We start from the raw sequence: 18,703 nt of genomic DNA, 5'->3' as shown, positions 1-18,703 counted from the left end.
TTATTTCCGTCAGGATGATGGCTGAACCGAGCCAGTTCCTTGAGGATGGCGAGACGGAATGGTATGGTTTAGCGTTTTTTCAATTTTGTTCAAATTTTCGAGGGGATCTACGCGATGCGTATTATTCTGCTGGGCGCTCCGGGCGCAGGCAAAGGCACTCAGGCTCAGTTCATCATGGAAAAGTATGGCATTCCGCAGATTTCCACGGGTGACATGCTGCGCGCTGCGGTGAAAGCCGGCAGCGAACTGGGTAAACAGGCCAAAGAGATCATGGATGCGGGTAAACTGGTGACCGATGAGTTGGTCATTGCCCTGGTCAAAGAACGCATCGCACAGGACGATTGCCGCAATGGCTTCCTGCTCGACGGATTCCCGCGCACCATCCCTCAGGCCGATGCCATGAAAGACGCCGGCATCAATGTGGACTACGTGCTGGAGTTCGCCGTACCGGACGAGCTGATCGTCGAACGCATCGTCGGTCGTCGTGTACACGCGGCGTCAGGCCGTGTTTACCACGTCAAATTCAATCCGCCGCGGGTTGAAGGCAAAGACGACGTCACCGGTGAAGATCTGACGATCCGTAAAGATGATCAGGAAGAGACCGTACGCAAACGTCTGGTCGAGTACCATCAGCAGACCGCCCCGCTGGTCAGCTACTACCAGAAAGAAGCCGATGCCGGCCATACTCAGTACCACAAACTGAATGGTACCCGCAGCGTGAGCGAAATCAGCGCGGAGCTGGCACGCATTCTGGGTTAAGAGCGCTCGCCCGCAAAGGCGATGATGAAAAGATAAAAATGCCAGACTTGCTCTGGCATTTTTTACGTCTGTCGTTAGCTGTTGGCCCTTGGGCTGCGGCGTCCATTTTGTCGGCATTGCTTCCGGCGATTGCTGATATCGGCACGAACCTCGCTACCGGTGCCATTACAGACTGGTTTTTTAGCTACAATAAGCGCCTGATCCAGAATGAATGGCGGAACTTTAGGCCGCCGTCGGAATGAGGAAAGCATCAATGAAAGAAGAAAAACGCGGCGTGCTGTTGGTTAATTTGGGCACGCCTGATGCGCCCACCCCCCAGGCGGTGAAGCGCTATCTGGCCGAATTCCTCAGCGACAGGCGCGTTGTCGATGTGAATCCCTTGCTGTGGGCGCTAATCCTGCGCGGTGCTATCCTGCCGTTCCGCTCGCCGCGTGTGGCCAAACTGTATCAGTCCGTATGGATGGAGGGCGGATCGCCGCTTTTAGTCTTCAGCCGCCGTCAGGAAAAAGCGTTGGCTGAGCGCCTGTCCGGCACGCCGGTGGCGCTGGGGATGAGTTACGGTACTCCCAGTCTGCGTTCGGCGCTGGATAGCCTGATGGCGCAGGGGGTGACGTCTCTGACCGTCCTGCCGCTGTACCCGCAATACTCCTGTTCCACGACGGCCGCGGTGTGGGATGGCCTCGCTAACCTTATGAAGTCGACTCGCCGGATGCCGGGCATCCGCTTTATCCGTGACTACGCCGAACATCCCGCTTATATCGCGGCGCTGAAGCACAGCGTAGAAACCTCGTTTGCCGAGCATGGCGTGCCCGAACGGTTGGTCATGTCATTCCACGGTATTCCTCAGCGCTATGCTAATGAGGGCGATGACTATCCGCTACGCTGCGCCGCCACGACGGCGGCGCTGACGGCAGCGCTGGGATTACCTCAGGACCAGGTGATGATGACCTTCCAGTCGCGTTTCGGACGCGAACCTTGGCTGACGCCGTATACGGATGAAACCATGCAGGCATTGGGCGCTCAGGGCGTGAAGGATATTCAAATCATGTGTCCCGGATTCGCCTCCGACTGTCTGGAGACGCTGGAGGAAATTCAGGGAGAAAACCGGGAGATCTTCCTGCATGCGGGGGGCGAGCGGTTTAACTATATTCCTGCGCTTAACGACGACCCGTTGCATATCGACCTGTTAGCTCAGCTGGTCAGTGCTTCAGATGACGTGGAATAGGGCTTCGTGAGACGGACATAAAAAATGCCAGACTGAGTCTGGCATTTTTTTTACTCTCTGCCCGCGTCGGCGTGGGCTACCACGCCTAAATCCCGTCCGTTAAATCGGGCATTCCCTCGCGGGCACATCCGGGGTGATGTTCAGCATGGTAATCATGGTGTCTGCGATTTCCCTTTCTCCCATCACCACATGATCGGCGCCGTGTTCGGCGATATAGCTGACTTCGTCGTCGTAGTGCGCGCGCGCGATGATCTCGAGATCCGGACGGCGGGCGCGAGCGGTCGCGACGATTTCTCCGGCCTCATAGCCGTTGGGAATGGTCAGCAGCAGCCAGCGTGCGCAGTCGAGACGGGCGATGTCCATAATCTCGGGCTTGGTGGCGTTGCCCAATACGGCTTTGATGCCCTGTTCGCGCAGGGCGTCGACGCGCGCGCGGGAGGTTTCAATCACCACCATCGGTATGCCTGACTCATGCAACTGAGCGCCGATTAGGCTGCCGACGCGGCCATAACCCACCAGGCAGGCGTGGTCGCACAGGTCCACCGGGATCTGTTTTTCCTCCTCGATGGCCTCTTCCACAATCTGTTCTTCGATGGTCTCGTTCTTGGCCAGATAGCGCTCCAGCAGCGAGAACAAGAGCGGGTTGAGCATGATGGACAGAATAGCCCCGGCCAGCACCAGGTGGCGGCCGTCTTCGGTGAGCAGCCCGAGGTAGATCCCCAGCCCCGCGAGAATAAAGGCGAACTCGCCGATTTGCGCGAGGCTAACGGAAATGGTCAGCGCCGTGCGTTTGGAGTGACCGAACAGCCTGACAATGGCGAAGGCTGCCAGCGATTTGCCGAAGACGACGATTAGGAGCGTACACAGGACGGCAAGCGGTTCGTTAATCAGGATCATCGGGTCGAACAGCATGCCGACGGAGACGAAGAACAGCACGGCAAAGGCGTCCCGCAAGGGCAGGGTGTCGTGGGCGGCGCGCTGACTTAGCTCGGATTCGTTCAGTACGACGCCGGCGAAGAAGGCGCCGAGAGCAAAGGAGACATCGAACAGTTTGACCGCGCCGAAGGCGATACCCAGCGCCATCGCCAGCACGGCCAGCGTGAACAGCTCGCGGGAGCCGGTGCTGGCGCTTTTCGCCAGCACCCAGGGCACCAGTCGACGGCCAACGACCACCATCAAGGTAATGAAGGCAACGACTTTACCCAGCGTGAAAGCCAGATCCTTGAGTAGCTTGCTGGTATTGGCCGTTTCCGAACCTAGCATATCGCTGAAGGCGGGCAGCAGTACCAGCGTCAGCACCATCGCCAGGTCTTCCACTATCAGCCATCCGATGGCAATTTGACCGCGCTGACTGTCGATAAGCTGTCGCTCTTCCAGCGCTCGCAGCAGCACGACGGTGCTGGCGGTGGACAGGCACAGCCCGAACACGAGCCCGCTTTGCAGGCTCCATCCCAGCAGCGAGGAAAGCCCTAGCCCGAGCAGCGTCGCGACGACGATCTGGACGATAGCGCCGGGGATGGCGATCGATTTAACGGCCATCAAATCGCGCAGGGAGAAGTGCAGGCCGACGCCGAACATCAACAGAATCACGCCTAGCTCGGCGATTTCCGGCGCCAGTTTGGTGTCTGCAACGAAACCGGGTGTGAAAGGACCCAGCAGAACGCCCGCCAGCAGGTAGCCGACCAGAGGGGAAATACGCAGACGATGCGCCAAAATACCCAAAAGAAAGGCAAGGACCAGCCCTGCGGCCATTGTGGAGATTAACGGGGTGGTATCATGCATTCCGACTCCTTTGCTAGGGTAAAGTGAGTGAGCGGATGTTCCTGAGCCTTGCTTCGTCCGGGCGGGAGCCTGCGACTCTTGAACCCTGGCGGCCCTTATTATTGCGGGCTCTGCCTCTATACTTATGCGCTTGTATGACAAACAGATAAATCAATTTATATAAATAAAGCCAGCGTGAGGCAATGAGTATTTTTATGGAAATATCGCCCCCCATCCTCTTATAAAGCGGAATGTGCCTTTTTTCATGATAGTTAGGTTTTATATTTGATATAAAAGAATAAAAATCACGATAAAAAGCATAAATGTCGGGTTTAAGGCTAATGGGTACGGCGATCAGCCTGTTTATATTTGCCTGATGTATCTACTATGCCACAAAATAGTCACTTATGGGGGGAGGCAGAGAAAATTTCATCTAAAACGTCTTTTTTGCAAAATACAAAACCGACGGGTGTCATTCCCTCAACGTATCACCACTGACATCAGCGGCTGTTATAACCGGTTTTTCCTTGGCAAATGACGAAGGTCAAAAGCTAAAGATTAACTTATGTTAATGTATTTATCGGTTATTAGCTGTGAATACCCTCTAAATAGCGACAAGTACACTTTAGTTATAAGTATTTTTAATGTTTAAATTGTGGAGATTTGCCATGGATTTTTCTAAAAAGGCATTGGGCTGTGCGGTCGCACTGACGCTGGCGCTAACATCGCCTTTTGCACAGGCATGGGAAAAAGATAAAACCTATAACATCACTATTTTGCATACCAACGATCATCATGGTCGCTTCTGGCAAAATGATGCCGGGGAATACGGTTTGGCCGCGCAAAAAACGGCGGTGGATGCTATCCGCCGCGAAGTACAGCGGAAAGGCGGGAGCCTGCTGTTATTGTCCGGCGGCGATATCAACACCGGTGTGCCGGAGTCCGACCTCCAAGATGCCGAGCCAGATTTTCGCGGTATGAATCTGGTAGGCTACGACGCGATGGCTATCGGCAACCATGAATTCGACAATCCGCTTTCCGTTCTGCGTCAGCAGGAAAAATGGGCGAACTTTCCGCTCCTTTCCGCCAACATTTATCAGAAAAGCACCCAGCAGCGTTTGTTTACGCCTTACCGTCTGTTCAACAAACAAGGTGTGAAAATCGCGGTTATCGGCCTGACGACTGACGATACCGCCAAAATCGGCAACCCGGCGTTCTTCACCGATATGGAATTCCACAAACCGGCCGAAGAAGCCAAGCAGTTGGTGGAAGAACTGCGCAGCCAAGAGAAACCGGATGTCATTATCGCCACAACGCATATGGGGCACTACGACAACGGCGATCACGGCAACAACGCGCCCGGCGACGTTGAAATGGCGCGCAGCCTGCCAGCCGGTTATCTGGATATGATCGTCGGCGGACATTCACAAAACCCCGTGTGCATGGCGAGCAGAAACAAGAAAAACTGGGATTATGTGCCGGGCACATCTTGCACGCCGGATCGTCAGAATGGCGTATGGATCGTGCAGGCGCATGAGTGGGGGAAATATGTGGGTCGCGCCGATTTTACGTTCCGCAACGGTAAACTGACGCTGAGACACTATCAACTGGTCCCGATCAACCTGAAGAAGACCGTGACTCAAGATGATGGTTCGACCAAAAGCGAGTACTACACGCAGGAAATCAAGCAAAATCCTGAAATGCTGCAGCTGTTGACGCCGTTTAAAGAGAAAGGCAAAGCCCAACTGGAAGTGAAAGTCGGCAGTACGCTGGGGCGTCTGGAAGGGGATCGCAGCAAAGTCCGCTTTGAACAGACCGATTTGGCCCGCGTGGTGCTTTCCGGCATCGCGGAGCGTACAAACGCTGATTTCGCCGTGATGAGCGGCGGCGGCATCCGTGACTCCATTGAAGCGGGAGATATCACCTATAAATCGATTCTGCAGGTGCAGCCCTTCGGCAACACGGTCGTGTATGTCGAGATGAAAGGCAGCGACGTCGAGCCGTATCTGGCGACGGTGGCTAACTTCAAGGTGGATGCCGGCGCTTACGCCCAGTTCTTCAACGTCAGCCTGGAAACCGACGGCACCGGCGTGAAAAACGTCAAGATCAAAGGCGAACCGCTGCAGGCGGACAAGGTCTATCGTATCGCGATGCTGAGCTTTAATGCGGACGGCGGGGATGGTTACCCGGTAGTGAGTAAGCGCTCTGATTTCGTAAATACCGGCTTTGTCGACGCTGAAGTGCTCAAAGAGTACATCGCGCAACATTCGCCGCTGAATCCGGCGGACTATGCGCCGAAAGGCGAGATCGTTTATCACTAAGACGTAATGCGTGAGAAAACGGGCGACGTGGGTGAAAACCAGCGTCGCCCGTTTTGTTATGCGGGCCTGAGAATGTCAGTCGCGTTTGGCGATATCGGCAAAGTCGGCGTTGAGCAGTGAAGCCAAATCCGAGGCCGCCAGTTCAATGTCCAGTCCGCGTTTGCCGCCGGAGATAAAAATGGTGTCGAAAGGCTCCGCGGCGATGTCGATGGCCGTCGGCAGGCGCTTTTTCTGCCCGAGAGGGCTGATGCCGCCGACCAGATAGCCGGTAACACGTTGGGCCAATTGTGGGTCGGCCATATCCGCTTTTTTGGCGCCGAAGGCTTTAGCGACTTTTTTCAGATCCAACTGACCCGCTACTGGCGTCACCGCCACGGCCAGATTTTTAGCATCGCCGTTCAGCGCGACCAGCAGCGTTTTGTATATTTGCTGCTTATTGACCCCAAGTTTACGGGCAGCCTCTTCGCCGAAGTTGGTTTCATCGGCATCGTGATGATAGCTGTGCAGGGTGAAAGTGATTTTGTGTTTTTCAAGCAGCTTGACTGCGGGTGTCATGATTTCTGTCCTTACATACTGTCAAAATGAGTGCGCCCGCAATAGGGCGGGCAAATTACCCTCGCCAAACAGGTGCAGCGCGCCTACCGAGATCACATAGTTTCCCTCAGGTAATGCCGTCAGCTGTTGCTGCCAGCGTCGATTGCGCTGCTGCATCAATATTTCCGACATAACGTTGCCGAAGCTGTCGGGCAAATTATCCAATTGCAGGGTTTTATAATCCAGCCAACCGTTAATCATGGTTTGCAGCAGGCGGGCGTTGCTGTGCCAGTGGGTCAGGGTATCTTCCAGCAGCGGCAGTCCGCCGCGAGGCAGTCGCTGGAGGAGTTCAATCTGCGCCTGCTGGCCCTCGAGTTCAATGATGGGCAAGCCCCGCAGCCGGGCCATGTTGATCAACTGAAAATCGATGCCGTATTGCGGACGCAAGCCCAGCGAGGTCGCCTGGCTGGCCTGCAACAACAACGCGATCTGCCAGGCAGGGAGGCGGTCGAGACTGTCATAGCTGAGCGCCAGCGAATGGCAACATTGTTGCAGTTGATTTAGCGCTTCGGCGTCCAGTCGCTCAGACAGCGGCGGCGCGTCTTCCACTGGCGGGAAGGGCGAGCGGCTGTCTGAAATATCCGCCTCCACCACCAGCGCCGTCGCCGCGTCCAACTGCTTGAGCAGCGCGTCCGGCAGCGGCGACATGTCCACCGTGCCCATGTGGATACTACCGACCAGATGATAGCGATGACCCGCGAGTTCAATATCGACCGCGGGGTAGCCGAGGCTGCGCCCGGAGATTAAGCCGAGGAACGTAGCGATACGGCGTAATAAAGGCTTCATGGCGGCATCTCCAGAGATCAATACGTTATGCTAAACGCTTAGCGGGAAAAGTTGTATCGGTAATTGCGGGAGCGACGGTGTGGCGTGATGAGTTGGTTTAGTCTGCCACGCTGGTCGTTGGCTTTCACTGAGGGCCAGTCCTAAAAAGGCGCATGAACACGCGCAGACGAGGATAGAACGAAGACGACCTGCACTAGCGAGATTGGGTAGGTTGCGAGAAATAAGCGCCATCGGCGTATGACGATGGCGGAAGTCTTAATGACCGCCCTACAGCCTCTTGTCGCACGGCAGACGGGAGACGGCTCGTGGACCGGACACTAACGAGTCTGCGGGCGAACGCGCAGCGTAATGCCGTCTATTGCGACGATTTCGACCGGTGTTCCCGCAGGCAGGTCCCGGTCAGCCGTAACTCGCCAACTGCTATCCCCCAGGGTGATGCGTCCCAGACCGTTCACCACAGGCTCGCTCAGGTTAGCCCGCCGTCCCACCAGCTGCAGACCGCGCTGATTAAGCGTCGAAGCCGGGCTGCGCAGCGTACGCTGACGCAACCAATACCACCACAAACATGCCGTGAGCACGGTGAGGATCGCGAACGCCACACCTTGCGCTGGTAATCCCAACGGCAGCAGCCAGACCAGCACGCCGACCAACAGCGCAGACACGCCGCTCCACAACAGATAACCGCCTGCGCCCAGCATTTCCGCCGCGAGCAGCAGTCCGCCGAGCGTCAGCCAGAACCAGCGTGCATAGGTCATCAGTAGATCGGTCATCATTACGCTTTCCGGCCGGACTGGCTTTCTTTAATCAGTTCGCTAATTCCGCCAATGGCGCCCATGAGGTTGCTGGCATCCAGCGGCATCATGATGACTTTACTGTTACTGGCTGAACCGATGTTCTGTAATGCGTCGGTATATTTCTGCGCGACGAAGTAGTTGATAGCCTGAATATTCCCGGCGGCGATAGCTTCAGACACCATCTGGGTCGCACGGGCTTCGGCTTCGGCGGAACGTTCGCGGGCTTCCGCTTCCAAAAAGGCGGACTGACGCTGACCTTCAGACTTCAGGATCTGCGACTGTTTTTCCCCTTCCGCTTTCAGAATGGCCGCCTGACGCACGCCTTCGGCTTCCAGAATATCGGCGCGTTTGTTTCGTTCGGCTTTCATCTGTGCGTTCATGGCTTCAATCAGCTCTGCCGGTGGACGAACGTCGCGGATCTCAATACGGGTGACTTTAATTCCCCAAGGATTAGTGGCTTCATCCACGATATGCAGCAGGCGAGTATTGATGCTGTCGCGTTGAGACAGCATTTCATCCAGCTCCATCGAACCTAGCACGGTACGAATGTTCGTCATGGTCAGGTTAATGATGGCCAGTTCCAGATTGCTGACTTCATAGGCGGCCTGCGCGGCGTCGATGACCTGGATAAAGCACACGGCGTCGATGGTGACGTTGGCGTTATCTTTGGAGATGATCTCCTGAGAAGGGATTTCCAGCACTTGTTCCATCATGTTGATCTTACGACCCACGCGGTCCATAAAGGGCACCATCAAATTGAGGCCGGGCATCAACGTGCGTGTGTAACGTCCGAAGCGTTCTACCGTCCATTGGTAGCCCTGGGGTACGATTTTGATGCCTGACCAGACGATAATCAGCGCAACGAGGATAATGACAGAAATAAAAGTTAGCATTGAGTCCACTCTCCCTGATGTTTTATCCACTCAGTGTAACTCATAATGTGTGGCGAAATGGGCGGTGGTTCGAGTTGCGTTATCGCTGTGTTGAGGTTGCGCTGAGGGGAGAGCGGCGGGAGGGGTCGTCATGTATCCGTCATTGAACCTCATTTATCGGCCTGGCGTCATCAGGACGAGAACGGGTGGAATAACCCAGGAGGGTAAGCCGCTGGGGGCGGATAAAGAGTGCCAGCGGCGCGAAGCGGCTGGCTAGATATCCAACTCCACGTCGCTGAGCGGCTTGCAGCAGCAGGGCAGGATCTCGCCAGGCAGAAAGAATGCCAGCGGCGTCTGCGCATAGATGACCTCGCCTTTGAGAAGGCGCATGCGACAGGCGCCGCAGTAGCCGGAACGGCAGTGAAACTCCACGTTGACTCGCTGCGTTTCTAACGCCTCCAACAACGTACCGTCTTCCTCTTCGCTGTACTCAAACTGCGCACCGGACGTGCGCAGGGTGATGGTGGGCGTACTCATGATTACAGCTGGAAGTCGCTCAGGTCGTCGGCATTAATTTCCGAGTCGATTTGTCCGACCAGATAGGAGCTGACTTCCACTTCCTGCGGGGCGACCTGCACGTTGTCTGAAACCAACCAGGCATTAATCCACGGAATCGGGTTGGTGCGGGTTTCAAACGGCAGCGGCAGTCCGACGGCCTGCATGCGGATGTTGGTAATGTACTCAATATACTGGCACAGAATATCTTTGTTGAGACCGATCATGGAGCCGTCGCGGAACAGGTATTCCGCCCACTCTTTTTCCTGCTGCGCAGCCAGTACGAACAGGTCGTAGCACTGTTGCTGGCACTCTTCCGCCACTTTCGCCATTTCCGGGTCGTCATGGCCGGAGCGCAGCAAGTTCAGCATATGTTGCGTTCCGGTCAGGTGCAGCGCCTCGTCGCGGGCGATCAGCTTGATGATTTTGGCGTTGCCTTCCATCAGTTCGCGTTCTGCGAACGCGAAGGAGCAGGCAAAGCTGACGTAGAAGCGAATCGCTTCCAAGGCGTTGACGCTCATCAGGCACAGGTACAGCTGTTTCTTTAACTGGTAGAGGTTGATCTCGATGGTTTTACCGTTCACCTGATGCGTGCCTTCACCCAGCAGATGGTAGTAACTGGTCAGTTCGATCAGATCGTCATAGAACCCGGAGATGTCTTTGGCGCGCTTGAGGATCTCGTCGTTGGTGACAATATCGTCGAAAACCAGCGACGGATCGTTGACGATGTTTCGAATGATATGCGTGTAAGAGCGGGAGTGAATGGTTTCAGAGAATGCCCAGGTTTCCACCCAGGTCTCCAGCTCAGGAATTGAAATGAGCGGCAGCAGAGCCACATTCGGGCTGCGGCCCTGAATGGAGTCCAACAACGTCTGATACTTCAGGTTGCTGATGAAAATGTGCTTCTCGTGATCCGGCAGCGCCTGATAATCGATGCGATCGCGGGAGACATCGACCTCTTCCGGACGCCAGAAGAAAGAGAGCTGTTTTTCAATCAGTTTTTCGAAAATCTCGTACTTCTGCTGATCGTAACGCGCCACGTTAACCGGCTGGCCGAAGAACATCGGTTCAAGCAGCTGATTGTTTTTGTTCTGTGAAAAAGTGGTATAGGCCATGGTATCTCCAAAAAAATGCCAAAGCATTTTTCAACGCCGTTTGCGGCGACCTCGGACGGACTGTGCGTCCGTTGTAGAAATTCAGAAAACTGCCGTCGGGCAGACGGCAGTTTCTATTGAGTTTACTGATAACCCGGCGATGACGAAACGATCATTCGACAGAATGAAAACACTTTCGCGCGCGGTTTAGATTTTGCAGGCGCCGCCTTCACAGCCATCATCCTGCGCGGCGACGTCCAGCAGGTCATCCTGTGAATCCTCGGCGCCGTCACGGGTATTTTGGTAATAGAGCGTTTTAACGCCGAGCTTATAGGCCGTCAGCAAATCTTTCAGCAGCTGTTTCATCGGCACTTTGCCTGATGGGAAACGCGACGGATCGTAGTTGGTGTTGGACGAAATCGCCTGATCGACGAATTTCTGCATCAGTCCCACCAATTGCAGATAGCCGTCGTTGTTCGGCATTTCCCACAGCAGTTCGTACTGGCCTTTCAGACGCTCGTAATCCGGCACGACCTGACGGAGAATCCCATCCTTCGACGCCTTCACGCTGATGTAGCCGCGCGGCGGCTCGATACCGTTGGTGGCGTTGGAAATCTGCGACGACGTTTCGGAAGGCATCAGCGCGGACAGCGTTGAGTTGCGCAGACCGTGGGCTTTAATATCCTGGCGCAGCGCTTCCCAGTCGTAGTGCAGTGGTTCATTGCTGATAGTGTCCAGATCGCGTTTGTAGGTGTCGATCGGCAACACGCCCTGCGCGTAGGTGGTTTCGTTGAACCACGGGCAGGCTCCCTGCTCGCGCGCCAGCACGTTGGAGGCCTTCAGCAGGTAGTACTGAATAGCTTCAAAGGTGCGGTGCGTCAGATTGTTGGCGCTGCCGTCGGAGTAACGGACGCCGTTTTTCGCCAGATAGTAGGCGAAGTTAATTACGCCGATGCCCAGCGTACGGCGGCCCATTGCGCCACGTTCGGCGGCGGGGATAGGGTAATCCTGATAGTCCAGCAGCGCATCCAGGGCGCGTACGGCCAGCGTCGCCAGCTCTTCCAGGTCGTCCAAGCTGTCGATGGCGCCGAGGTTGAACGCGGACAGCGTACACAGCGCGATTTCGCCGTTTTCGTCATTAACGTCGTTCAGCGGTTTGGTCGGTAGCGCGATTTCCAGGCACAGGTTGGATTGACGTACCGGCGCGATCTGCGGATCGAACGGACTATGGGTGTTGCAGTGATCGACGTTCTGAATGTAGATACGGCCGGTGGATGCGCGCTCTTGCATCATCAGCGAGAACAGTTCGACTGCTTTGATACGCTGTTTCCGAATGCTGTCGTCCTGCTCGTACTTAACGTACAGACGTTCGAACTCTTCCTGGTTGACGAAGAAGGCGTCGTACAGACCGGGAACGTCGGACGGGCTAAACAGAGTAATGTCTTCACCCTTGAGCAGGCGCTGATACATCAGCTTATTGAGCTGCACGCCGTAGTCCAGATGGCGTACGCGGTTGCCTTCAACGCCGCGGTTGTTTTTCAGCACTAGCAGGCTTTCGACTTCCAAATGCCATAGCGGGTAGAACAATGTCGCGGCGCCACCGCGAACGCCGCCCTGAGAGCAGGACTTCACCGCGGTCTGGAAGTGTTTGTAGAACGGAACGCAGCCGGTGTGGAATGCTTCGCCGCCGCGGATCGGGCTGCCCAGCGCACGGATGCGCCCGGCGTTGATGCCGATGCCTGCGCGCTGAGAGACGTATTTCACGATAGCGCTGGAGGTGGCATTGATGGAGTCCAGACTGTCGCCGCATTCAATCAACACGCAGGAGCTGAACTGGCGGGTCGGGGTGCGGACGCCGGACATAATCGGGGTCGGCAGAGAGATCTTGAAGGAGGACACCGCATCGTAGAAACGTCTGACGTAATTCAGTCGCGTCTCACGCGGGTAGCCGGAGAACAGGCAGGCCGCTACCAGCATGTACAGAAACTGGGCGCTCTCATAGATCTCGCCGGTCACACGGTTCTGTACCAGATATTTGCCTTCCAGCTGTTTCACTGCGGCATAAGAGAAGTTCATATCGCGCCAGTGATCGATGAACTCGTTCATCTGGGCGAACTCTTCCGGCGTGTAGTCTTCCAGCAGATGGCGGTCGTATTTACCCATGTCGACCATTTTTACAACGTGATCGTACAGCTTGGGCGGCTCGAACTGGCCATACGCTTTTTTGCGCAGATGGAAGATAGCCAGGCGGGCGGCCAAATATTGATAATCCGGGCTTTCTTTGGAAATCAGGTCTGCAGCGGCCTTGATGATGGTCTCATGAATGTCGGCGGTTTTTATGCCGTCGTAAAACTGGATATGGGAGCGCAGCTCAACCTGTGAAACCGACACGTTGTGCAACCCTTCGGCGGCCCAAGTGATAACCCGGTGAATCTTGTCCAGATTGATACGTTCTTTACTGCCATCGCGTTTGGTTACGAGCAGACTCTGGTTCATGTGGGAGAATACCTGTTTGAGTTCTTGGCAGCCCATTCGCCTGCATTTTTGCATGCGAAAAATAGTGTCTGATTCATAAGATAAACACTACATATAGGGTGCTGAGTTGGTTTTGATAACAAGATAGTGAGAAATACATGTTAATGCAAGTGAGTGCATCGTGCAGATTTTGACCTAGACATTGAGATGGAATGGAGCAAAACCAGCCGATCCCAGACGCGATGCGGCTTTGTTTTATGTCAACCTCTTCCACAAAAAATAAAAAAAATTGATCGAATGCTGGATTCTTATTCGAACGGAAAAAACAACTTTTTGATCTGGTCCTGCGTTTGGTTATTTGGCCACCAGAAGACGCGGTTGCGCAAAAAGCTTTTCTTCCCTGAGGTTGCGCGCTCTACGGTCTTTTTTTTGAATTACAGGCAAACGTATTTCTAAAACTTTCGTCGTTTTGGCGTGGGCCGGAAACGCGAGTCGAGTCCTACGCGGCAAGGCTTGGGAGGAAGGGGGCCGCCGTCGCTGGCGCGAACGAGAATGACATCGCTGGGAAATGAATCGATGCGCGTAGGACGGCTTTATCTGATCACTGTCCAGGATGGGTATTCGTTCATCCTGTCGTTATTAATGAAATGTATTAGAAATAATTATCTATTTTGGAGTGTTAGAAGAGTCATCTTATTTTTATGTTAATTTTCTGGTTTGGTTATGATTGATAAATAAAGGAGTAAATATATTTCACATAGCGTTTTTTTTCGCCAGGAAAAGAAAATAAAGTAATAATGATTATTTATAACTATCGCGCTAAAAATAAATTCAAATTATTTGTTTTAATCATATTGAGTTACATTTATTACATTATACTTATTTTTAATATTTTCGTATTGGGTTAATGTTTAAATGGTTTTATTAAATTTATGAATAAGGAAAATTCGATATGCAATATAGAAAAGCCTCTATTTTACTGAGCTCCATTACTGGTTTGGTAATATCAATGGCATCCTTGAACGCCTATTCCGGCACCGACGTTATCGATTCTGCTCCTGTGAATAACGAAAGCCATGTCTCAGCGGCCGGCCACCAGCCTCATTGGGTTATGTTGGCGTCTAGCTCTGCGACCAGCCGTAGCGGCAGCCCATCGCATGGCAGCACCAGCGGAAAATCGTCAGGCTCTACCAGCAAAGGAAGTAACGACAATAGAAATGGTCGATTCTAAAAGGAGGACGTCGTTTTTTGGTGGGGAATAATTACCTCACCAGCCCCGCTCATCATGATAAATAATCCACTACGATAAAATCCTTCGTCACATCCGCGTTATTGCGGAAATTTTTATGTGCATCGATTATTACGAATGGTGACTTAAAGGAAATCCATTTGTCATGGAGTGATGATATTTAGGGGGGGCGCCCCTGTGATCTAAGAGAAGCTTGGGGCAGCATTAAATAAAAAAAGCCTTTTAGGAATAATCTGGAGGAAATAACAAGGATATCGAAAATACTTCTACTGCGTTTATCTATTAAAAACGCTGAATATTGAAGACGGCATCTTATTCATCTGCCGTGGACAGACATCAAGTTAGCGCGAATTTTGCCTTGTCCTCGACCGAATGATGACGTCACCATCAGTCAAAGAGGAGGAACGGCGGTGTCAGCGGCAAGTTGTAAAGCAGCAGTCATTAGGCAGGAACGGGAAGGACGACGTGGTTCCTGTCATGCCGTCCTCCCGAATCGATGATGAGAGCGTATGAGATGCGGAGGGAACAAGGAGAACTCAAACGTCTGGCATGGCTCGTCAGCTTATTCGGCGCTTTCACGCTGTGTATGCAGCATATAGTTAACGTCTACACTCCCGCCCAGGCTGAATGTGTCGAACAGCGGATTATAGTGCAACCCGGTGATGTGTTTTTCCCGCAGTGGCGTCGAATCAATCCATCCCAGCAGTTCGGCGGGGCGTATAAACTTTTTGATATCATGCGTTCCTCTCGGCACCATTTTCGCGACATATTCGGCGCCGACGATCATCATCAGCCATGCCTTAGCGTTACGGTTGATCGTGGAGAAAAACACCTGACCTCCGGGCCTGACCAAACGGGCGCAGGCTTCGATTATGGAACGCGGGTCGGGCACATGTTCGAGCATTTCCATGCAGGTCACCACGTCGTATTCGCCAGCGTGAACCTCGGCATGAGCTTCTACGGTTTCTTGCACGTAACGCACGTCGACCCCGCTTTCCAGAGCATGAAGGCGCGCAACCTGCAGAGGTTCGCCCCCCATATCCAGTCCCGTGACCTTGGCGCCTTCGCGCGCCATACTTTCGGACAAAATACCGCCCCCGCAGCCGACATCCAGGATCTTCTTGCCGTACAGGCCTTCGGCGTGGCGGGAAATATAGCCCAGACGCAGCGGATTAATCCGGTGTAGGGGCTTGAATTCGCCTTCCAGGTCCCACCAGCGGGAGGCGACGGCTTCGAATTTGGCGATCTCGTCGTGGTCGACGTTTTGGGTATGGGAATCAGCCTTCATGTGCATGTCTAACCTTATCGTCATTTTTCGCTGTTAGTGAGTATATCCGGCCTGCCGCGGTTGTTGTAGTGAAGCCGACGATTGGGGACAGACGTACGTCGGCGCAGGCCATAAAAATCGGTCTCCTGGCCGGGCGGTAAAAACCCGGCGCGGGGTGCGGAGTTTCCCCCGAAACGCCGCTTTGTGATATACTTTTTCACCTTTTGAACTCGGGTAGATGCATTAATAGAGGGATAGCGGCTCCATGAGCGACCTTGCCAGAGAAATTACACCGGTTAACATCGAAGAGGAGCTGAAAAGCTCGTATCTGGACTATGCCATGTCTGTTATTGTCGGACGTGCGTTGCCAGATGTTCGCGATGGCCTGAAGCCGGTACACCGTCGCGTACTGTTCGCGATGAACGTACTCGGGAATGACTGGAACAAACCTTATAAAAAATCGGCCCGTGTGGTCGGGGACGTCATCGGTAAATACCACCCCCACGGTGACAGTGCGGTTTACGACACCATCGTGCGTATGGCTCAGCCATTCTCGCTGCGTTACATGCTGGTGGATGGACAGGGTAACTTTGGCTCAATCGACGGAGATTCCGCTGCCGCCATGCGTTACACCGAAGTTCGCATGTCGAAAATCGCCCATGAATTGCTGTCCGACCTGGACAAAGAAACGGTTGATTTCGTGCCGAACTACGATGGCACGGAACAGATTCCAGACGTCATGCCTACGCGCATTCCGAACCTGCTGGTCAACGGATCTTCAGGTATCGCGGTGGGGATGGCGACCAACATTCCTCCTCACAACCTGTCTGAAGTGATTGACGGCTGCCTGGCCTACATCAACGACGAAAACATCAGTCTTGAAGGGCTGATGGAGCACATCAAGGGACCCGATTTCCCTACCGCCGCCATCATCAACGGCAAGCGCGGCATCGAAGAAGCGTATCGTACAGGCCGCGGCAAGGTGTATATCCGCGCTCGCGCCGAGGTCGAAGCGGACGCGAAAACCGGCCGTGAAACCATCATCGTGCACGAAATTCCTTATCAGGTGAACAAAGCCCGCCTGATAGAAAAAATGGCCGAGTTGGTGAAAGACAAGCGTATCGAAGGCATCAGCGCACTGCGCGATGAGTCCGATAAGGACGGGATGCGCATCGTCATCGAGATCAAACGCGATGCGGTCGGGGAAGTGGTCCTGAACCACCTTTATTCCCAAACGCAGATGCAGGTGTCGTTCGGTATCAACATGGTGGCGCTGCATCAGGGCCAGCCTCGTTTGATGACGCTGAAAGAGATCCTCTCCGCATTTGTGCGCCACCGCCGCGAAGTGGTGACGCGCCGCACCATTTATGAGCTGCGTAAAGCACGCGAACGCGCTCACATTTTGGAAGGTCTGGCCATCGCGCTGGCGAATATCGATCCCATCATCGAGATGATTCGTCAGGCGCCGACGCCTGCGGAAGCGAAGGCGGCTCTGGTTTCACATGCCTGGGAGCTGGGTTCCGTAGCGGCCATGCTGGAACGTGCCGGCGACGATGCCGCGCGTCCGGAGTGGCTGGAGCCGGAATTCGGTATCCGCGACGGTCACTATTATCTGACCGAACAGCAGGCTCAGGCCATTCTGGATCTGCGTTTGCAGAAACTGACCGGCCTGGAACATGAAAAGCTGCTGGACGAATACAAGGCGTTGCTGGAGCAAATCGCCGAACTGCTGTTCATTCTGAACAGTCCGGATCGCCTGATGGAAGTCATTCGCGAAGAGCTTGAAGCGATCAAGGAACAGTACAACGATCCGCGTCGCACCGAAATCACCGCGAACAGCGCCGATATCAACATCGAAGACCTGATCAACCAGGAAGATGTCGTCGTGACGCTGTCTCATCAGGGGTACGTGAAGTATCAACCACTGACTGACTACGAGGCCCAGCGTCGTGGCGGCCGTGGCAAGTCCGCCGCCCGAATTAAGGAAGAGGACTTCATCGATCGTCTGCTGGTGGCGAACACCCACGACACGATCTTGTGCTTCTCCAGCCGTGGCCGTCTGTACTGGATGAAAGTCTATCAGCTGCCGGAAGCCAGCCGAGGCGCCCGTGGACGTCCTATCGTCAACCTGCTGCCGCTGGAGCCGAATGAACGCATCACCGCTATTCTGCCGGTGCGTGAATACGAAGAAGGGCTGAACATCTTCATGGCGACGGCCAGCGGTACGGTCAAGAAGACCGCGTTGACCGAGTTCAGTCGTCCGCGTAGCGCCGGCATCATCGCCGTTAACCTGAATGAAGGCGATGAATTGATTGGCGTCGACCTGACGGATGGCAGCAACGAAGTCATGCTGTTCTCCGCCTCAGGGAAAGTCGTGCGCTTCTCCGAGCAGGCGGTACGTGCCATGGGTCGTACCGCGACCGGCGTGCGCGGCATCAACCTGCAGGATGACGACCGTGTGGTTTCGTTGATTGTTCCTCGCGGCGACGGCGACATCCTGACCGTCACGCAGAACGGCTTCGGTAAGCGTACTGCGGTGGGCGAATATCCGGTGAAATCTCGCGCCACCAAAGGGGTTATCTCTATCAAGGTGAGCGAGCGTAACGGACGGGTCGTTGGCGCGGTACAGGTCGATACGGCCGATCAGATCATGATGATTACCGACGCCGGAACGCTGGTGCGTACCCGTGTATCCGAGGTGAGCATCGTGGGTCGTAACACCCAGGGCGTCACGCTGATCCGCACCGCCGAAGACGAAAACGTCGTCGGCTTGCAGCGCGTCGCTGAACCGGTGGAAGACGAAGAGCTGGACGGCGTTGTTGGCGGTATCGCCGACGGTGAGAGTTTGGAAGAGGAAGGCGATGAGCACGAATCCGACAACGACGACGATGAAGCCGTAGACGACGAGTAATCCGCAGGCGTTCCTCCGGATGCGATAACTAAGCCAGCGT

The 18,703-nt window shown here is 54.5% G+C and carries 13 protein-coding genes; 4 read left to right on the top strand and 9 right to left on the bottom strand.

Features of this window, described 5'->3' with window-relative positions; genetic code table 11:
• Window positions 1-114 precede the first annotated feature (114 nt).
• Complete coding sequence (gene adk / locus BLU64_RS01750; protein ID WP_026742835.1) at window positions 115-759, top strand: adenylate kinase; 645 nt, start codon at window positions 115-117, stop codon at window positions 757-759.
• 253 nt (window positions 760-1,012) lie between these two features.
• Window positions 1,013-1,984 (top strand): ferrochelatase, encoded by a 972-nt coding sequence (hemH, locus tag BLU64_RS01740; protein ID WP_026742833.1) that lies wholly within the window; start codon window positions 1,013-1,015, stop codon window positions 1,982-1,984.
• Between the two features lie 99 nt (window positions 1,985-2,083).
• On the opposite strand, the gene ybaL is transcribed toward hemH, so the two are convergent.
• Window positions 2,084-3,766 carry a YbaL family putative K(+) efflux transporter gene (gene ybaL, locus BLU64_RS01735; RefSeq protein ID WP_074727759.1) on the bottom strand — a complete coding sequence of 561 codons (1,683 nt, stop codon included), beginning with the start codon at window positions 3,764-3,766 and terminating at the stop codon, window positions 2,084-2,086.
• 647 nt (window positions 3,767-4,413) lie between these two features.
• On the opposite strand from ybaL, the gene ushA reads away from it, so the two are divergent.
• Complete coding sequence (ushA, locus tag BLU64_RS01730; protein WP_026742831.1) at window positions 4,414-6,066, top strand: bifunctional UDP-sugar hydrolase/5'-nucleotidase UshA; 1,653 nt, start codon at window positions 4,414-4,416, stop codon at window positions 6,064-6,066.
• Between the two features lie 75 nt (window positions 6,067-6,141).
• Here the strand turns inward: ushA and ybaK are convergent, their stop codons facing one another.
• From ybaK to ubiG, 8 genes are all read right to left on the bottom strand, one after another.
• The gene (gene ybaK, locus BLU64_RS01725) at window positions 6,142-6,621 is read right to left on the bottom strand and encodes a Cys-tRNA(Pro)/Cys-tRNA(Cys) deacylase YbaK (protein ID WP_074727757.1); all 480 of its coding nucleotides are present in this window, start codon (window positions 6,619-6,621) and stop codon (window positions 6,142-6,144) included.
• A gap of 21 nt (window positions 6,622-6,642) precedes the next feature.
• A complete protein-coding gene (locus tag BLU64_RS01720; protein WP_074727755.1) occupies window positions 6,643-7,446 on the bottom strand; it encodes a TraB/GumN family protein in 804 nt (267 codons plus the stop codon).
• Window positions 7,447-7,763: 317 nt separating this feature from the next.
• Window positions 7,764-8,219 carry an NfeD family protein gene (locus tag BLU64_RS01715; protein ID WP_026742828.1) on the bottom strand — a complete coding sequence of 152 codons (456 nt, stop codon included), beginning with the start codon at window positions 8,217-8,219 and terminating at the stop codon, window positions 7,764-7,766.
• Complete coding sequence (locus BLU64_RS01710; protein WP_026742827.1) at window positions 8,219-9,133, bottom strand: SPFH domain-containing protein; 915 nt, start codon at window positions 9,131-9,133, stop codon at window positions 8,219-8,221. Before BLU64_RS01710 ends, BLU64_RS01715 begins: the two co-directional genes overlap by 1 nt.
• A gap of 252 nt (window positions 9,134-9,385) precedes the next feature.
• A complete protein-coding gene (gene yfaE / locus BLU64_RS01705) occupies window positions 9,386-9,649 on the bottom strand; it encodes a class I ribonucleotide reductase maintenance protein YfaE (protein ID WP_074727754.1) in 264 nt (87 codons plus the stop codon).
• Between the two features lie 2 nt (window positions 9,650-9,651).
• Window positions 9,652-10,782, bottom strand: a complete 1,131-nt coding sequence (gene nrdB / locus BLU64_RS01700; RefSeq protein WP_026742825.1) for a class Ia ribonucleoside-diphosphate reductase subunit beta — start codon at window positions 10,780-10,782, stop codon at window positions 9,652-9,654.
• Between the two features lie 186 nt (window positions 10,783-10,968).
• Window positions 10,969-13,257: a class 1a ribonucleoside-diphosphate reductase subunit alpha gene (gene nrdA, locus BLU64_RS01695; RefSeq protein WP_074727874.1), complete on the bottom strand. Its 2,289-nt coding sequence runs from the start codon at window positions 13,255-13,257 to the stop codon at window positions 10,969-10,971.
• A gap of 1,790 nt (window positions 13,258-15,047) precedes the next feature.
• On the bottom strand, window positions 15,048-15,773 hold the full coding sequence (ubiG, locus tag BLU64_RS01690) for a bifunctional 2-polyprenyl-6-hydroxyphenol methylase/3-demethylubiquinol 3-O-methyltransferase UbiG (protein WP_074727872.1): 726 nt from the start codon (window positions 15,771-15,773) through the stop codon (window positions 15,048-15,050).
• 244 nt (window positions 15,774-16,017) lie between these two features.
• On the opposite strand from ubiG, the gene gyrA reads away from it, so the two are divergent.
• Entirely contained in the window at window positions 16,018-18,663 is a 2,646-nt protein-coding gene (gyrA, locus tag BLU64_RS01685) for a DNA topoisomerase (ATP-hydrolyzing) subunit A (protein WP_074727752.1), read from the top strand.
• The last annotated feature ends 40 nt before the right edge of the window (window positions 18,664-18,703 follow it).

The organism is Lonsdalea quercina (assembly GCF_900107885.1).
Classification (GTDB): Bacteria; Pseudomonadota; Gammaproteobacteria; order Enterobacterales; family Enterobacteriaceae; genus Lonsdalea; species Lonsdalea quercina.
This window is presented reverse-complemented; position numbering and strand designations above follow the sequence as displayed.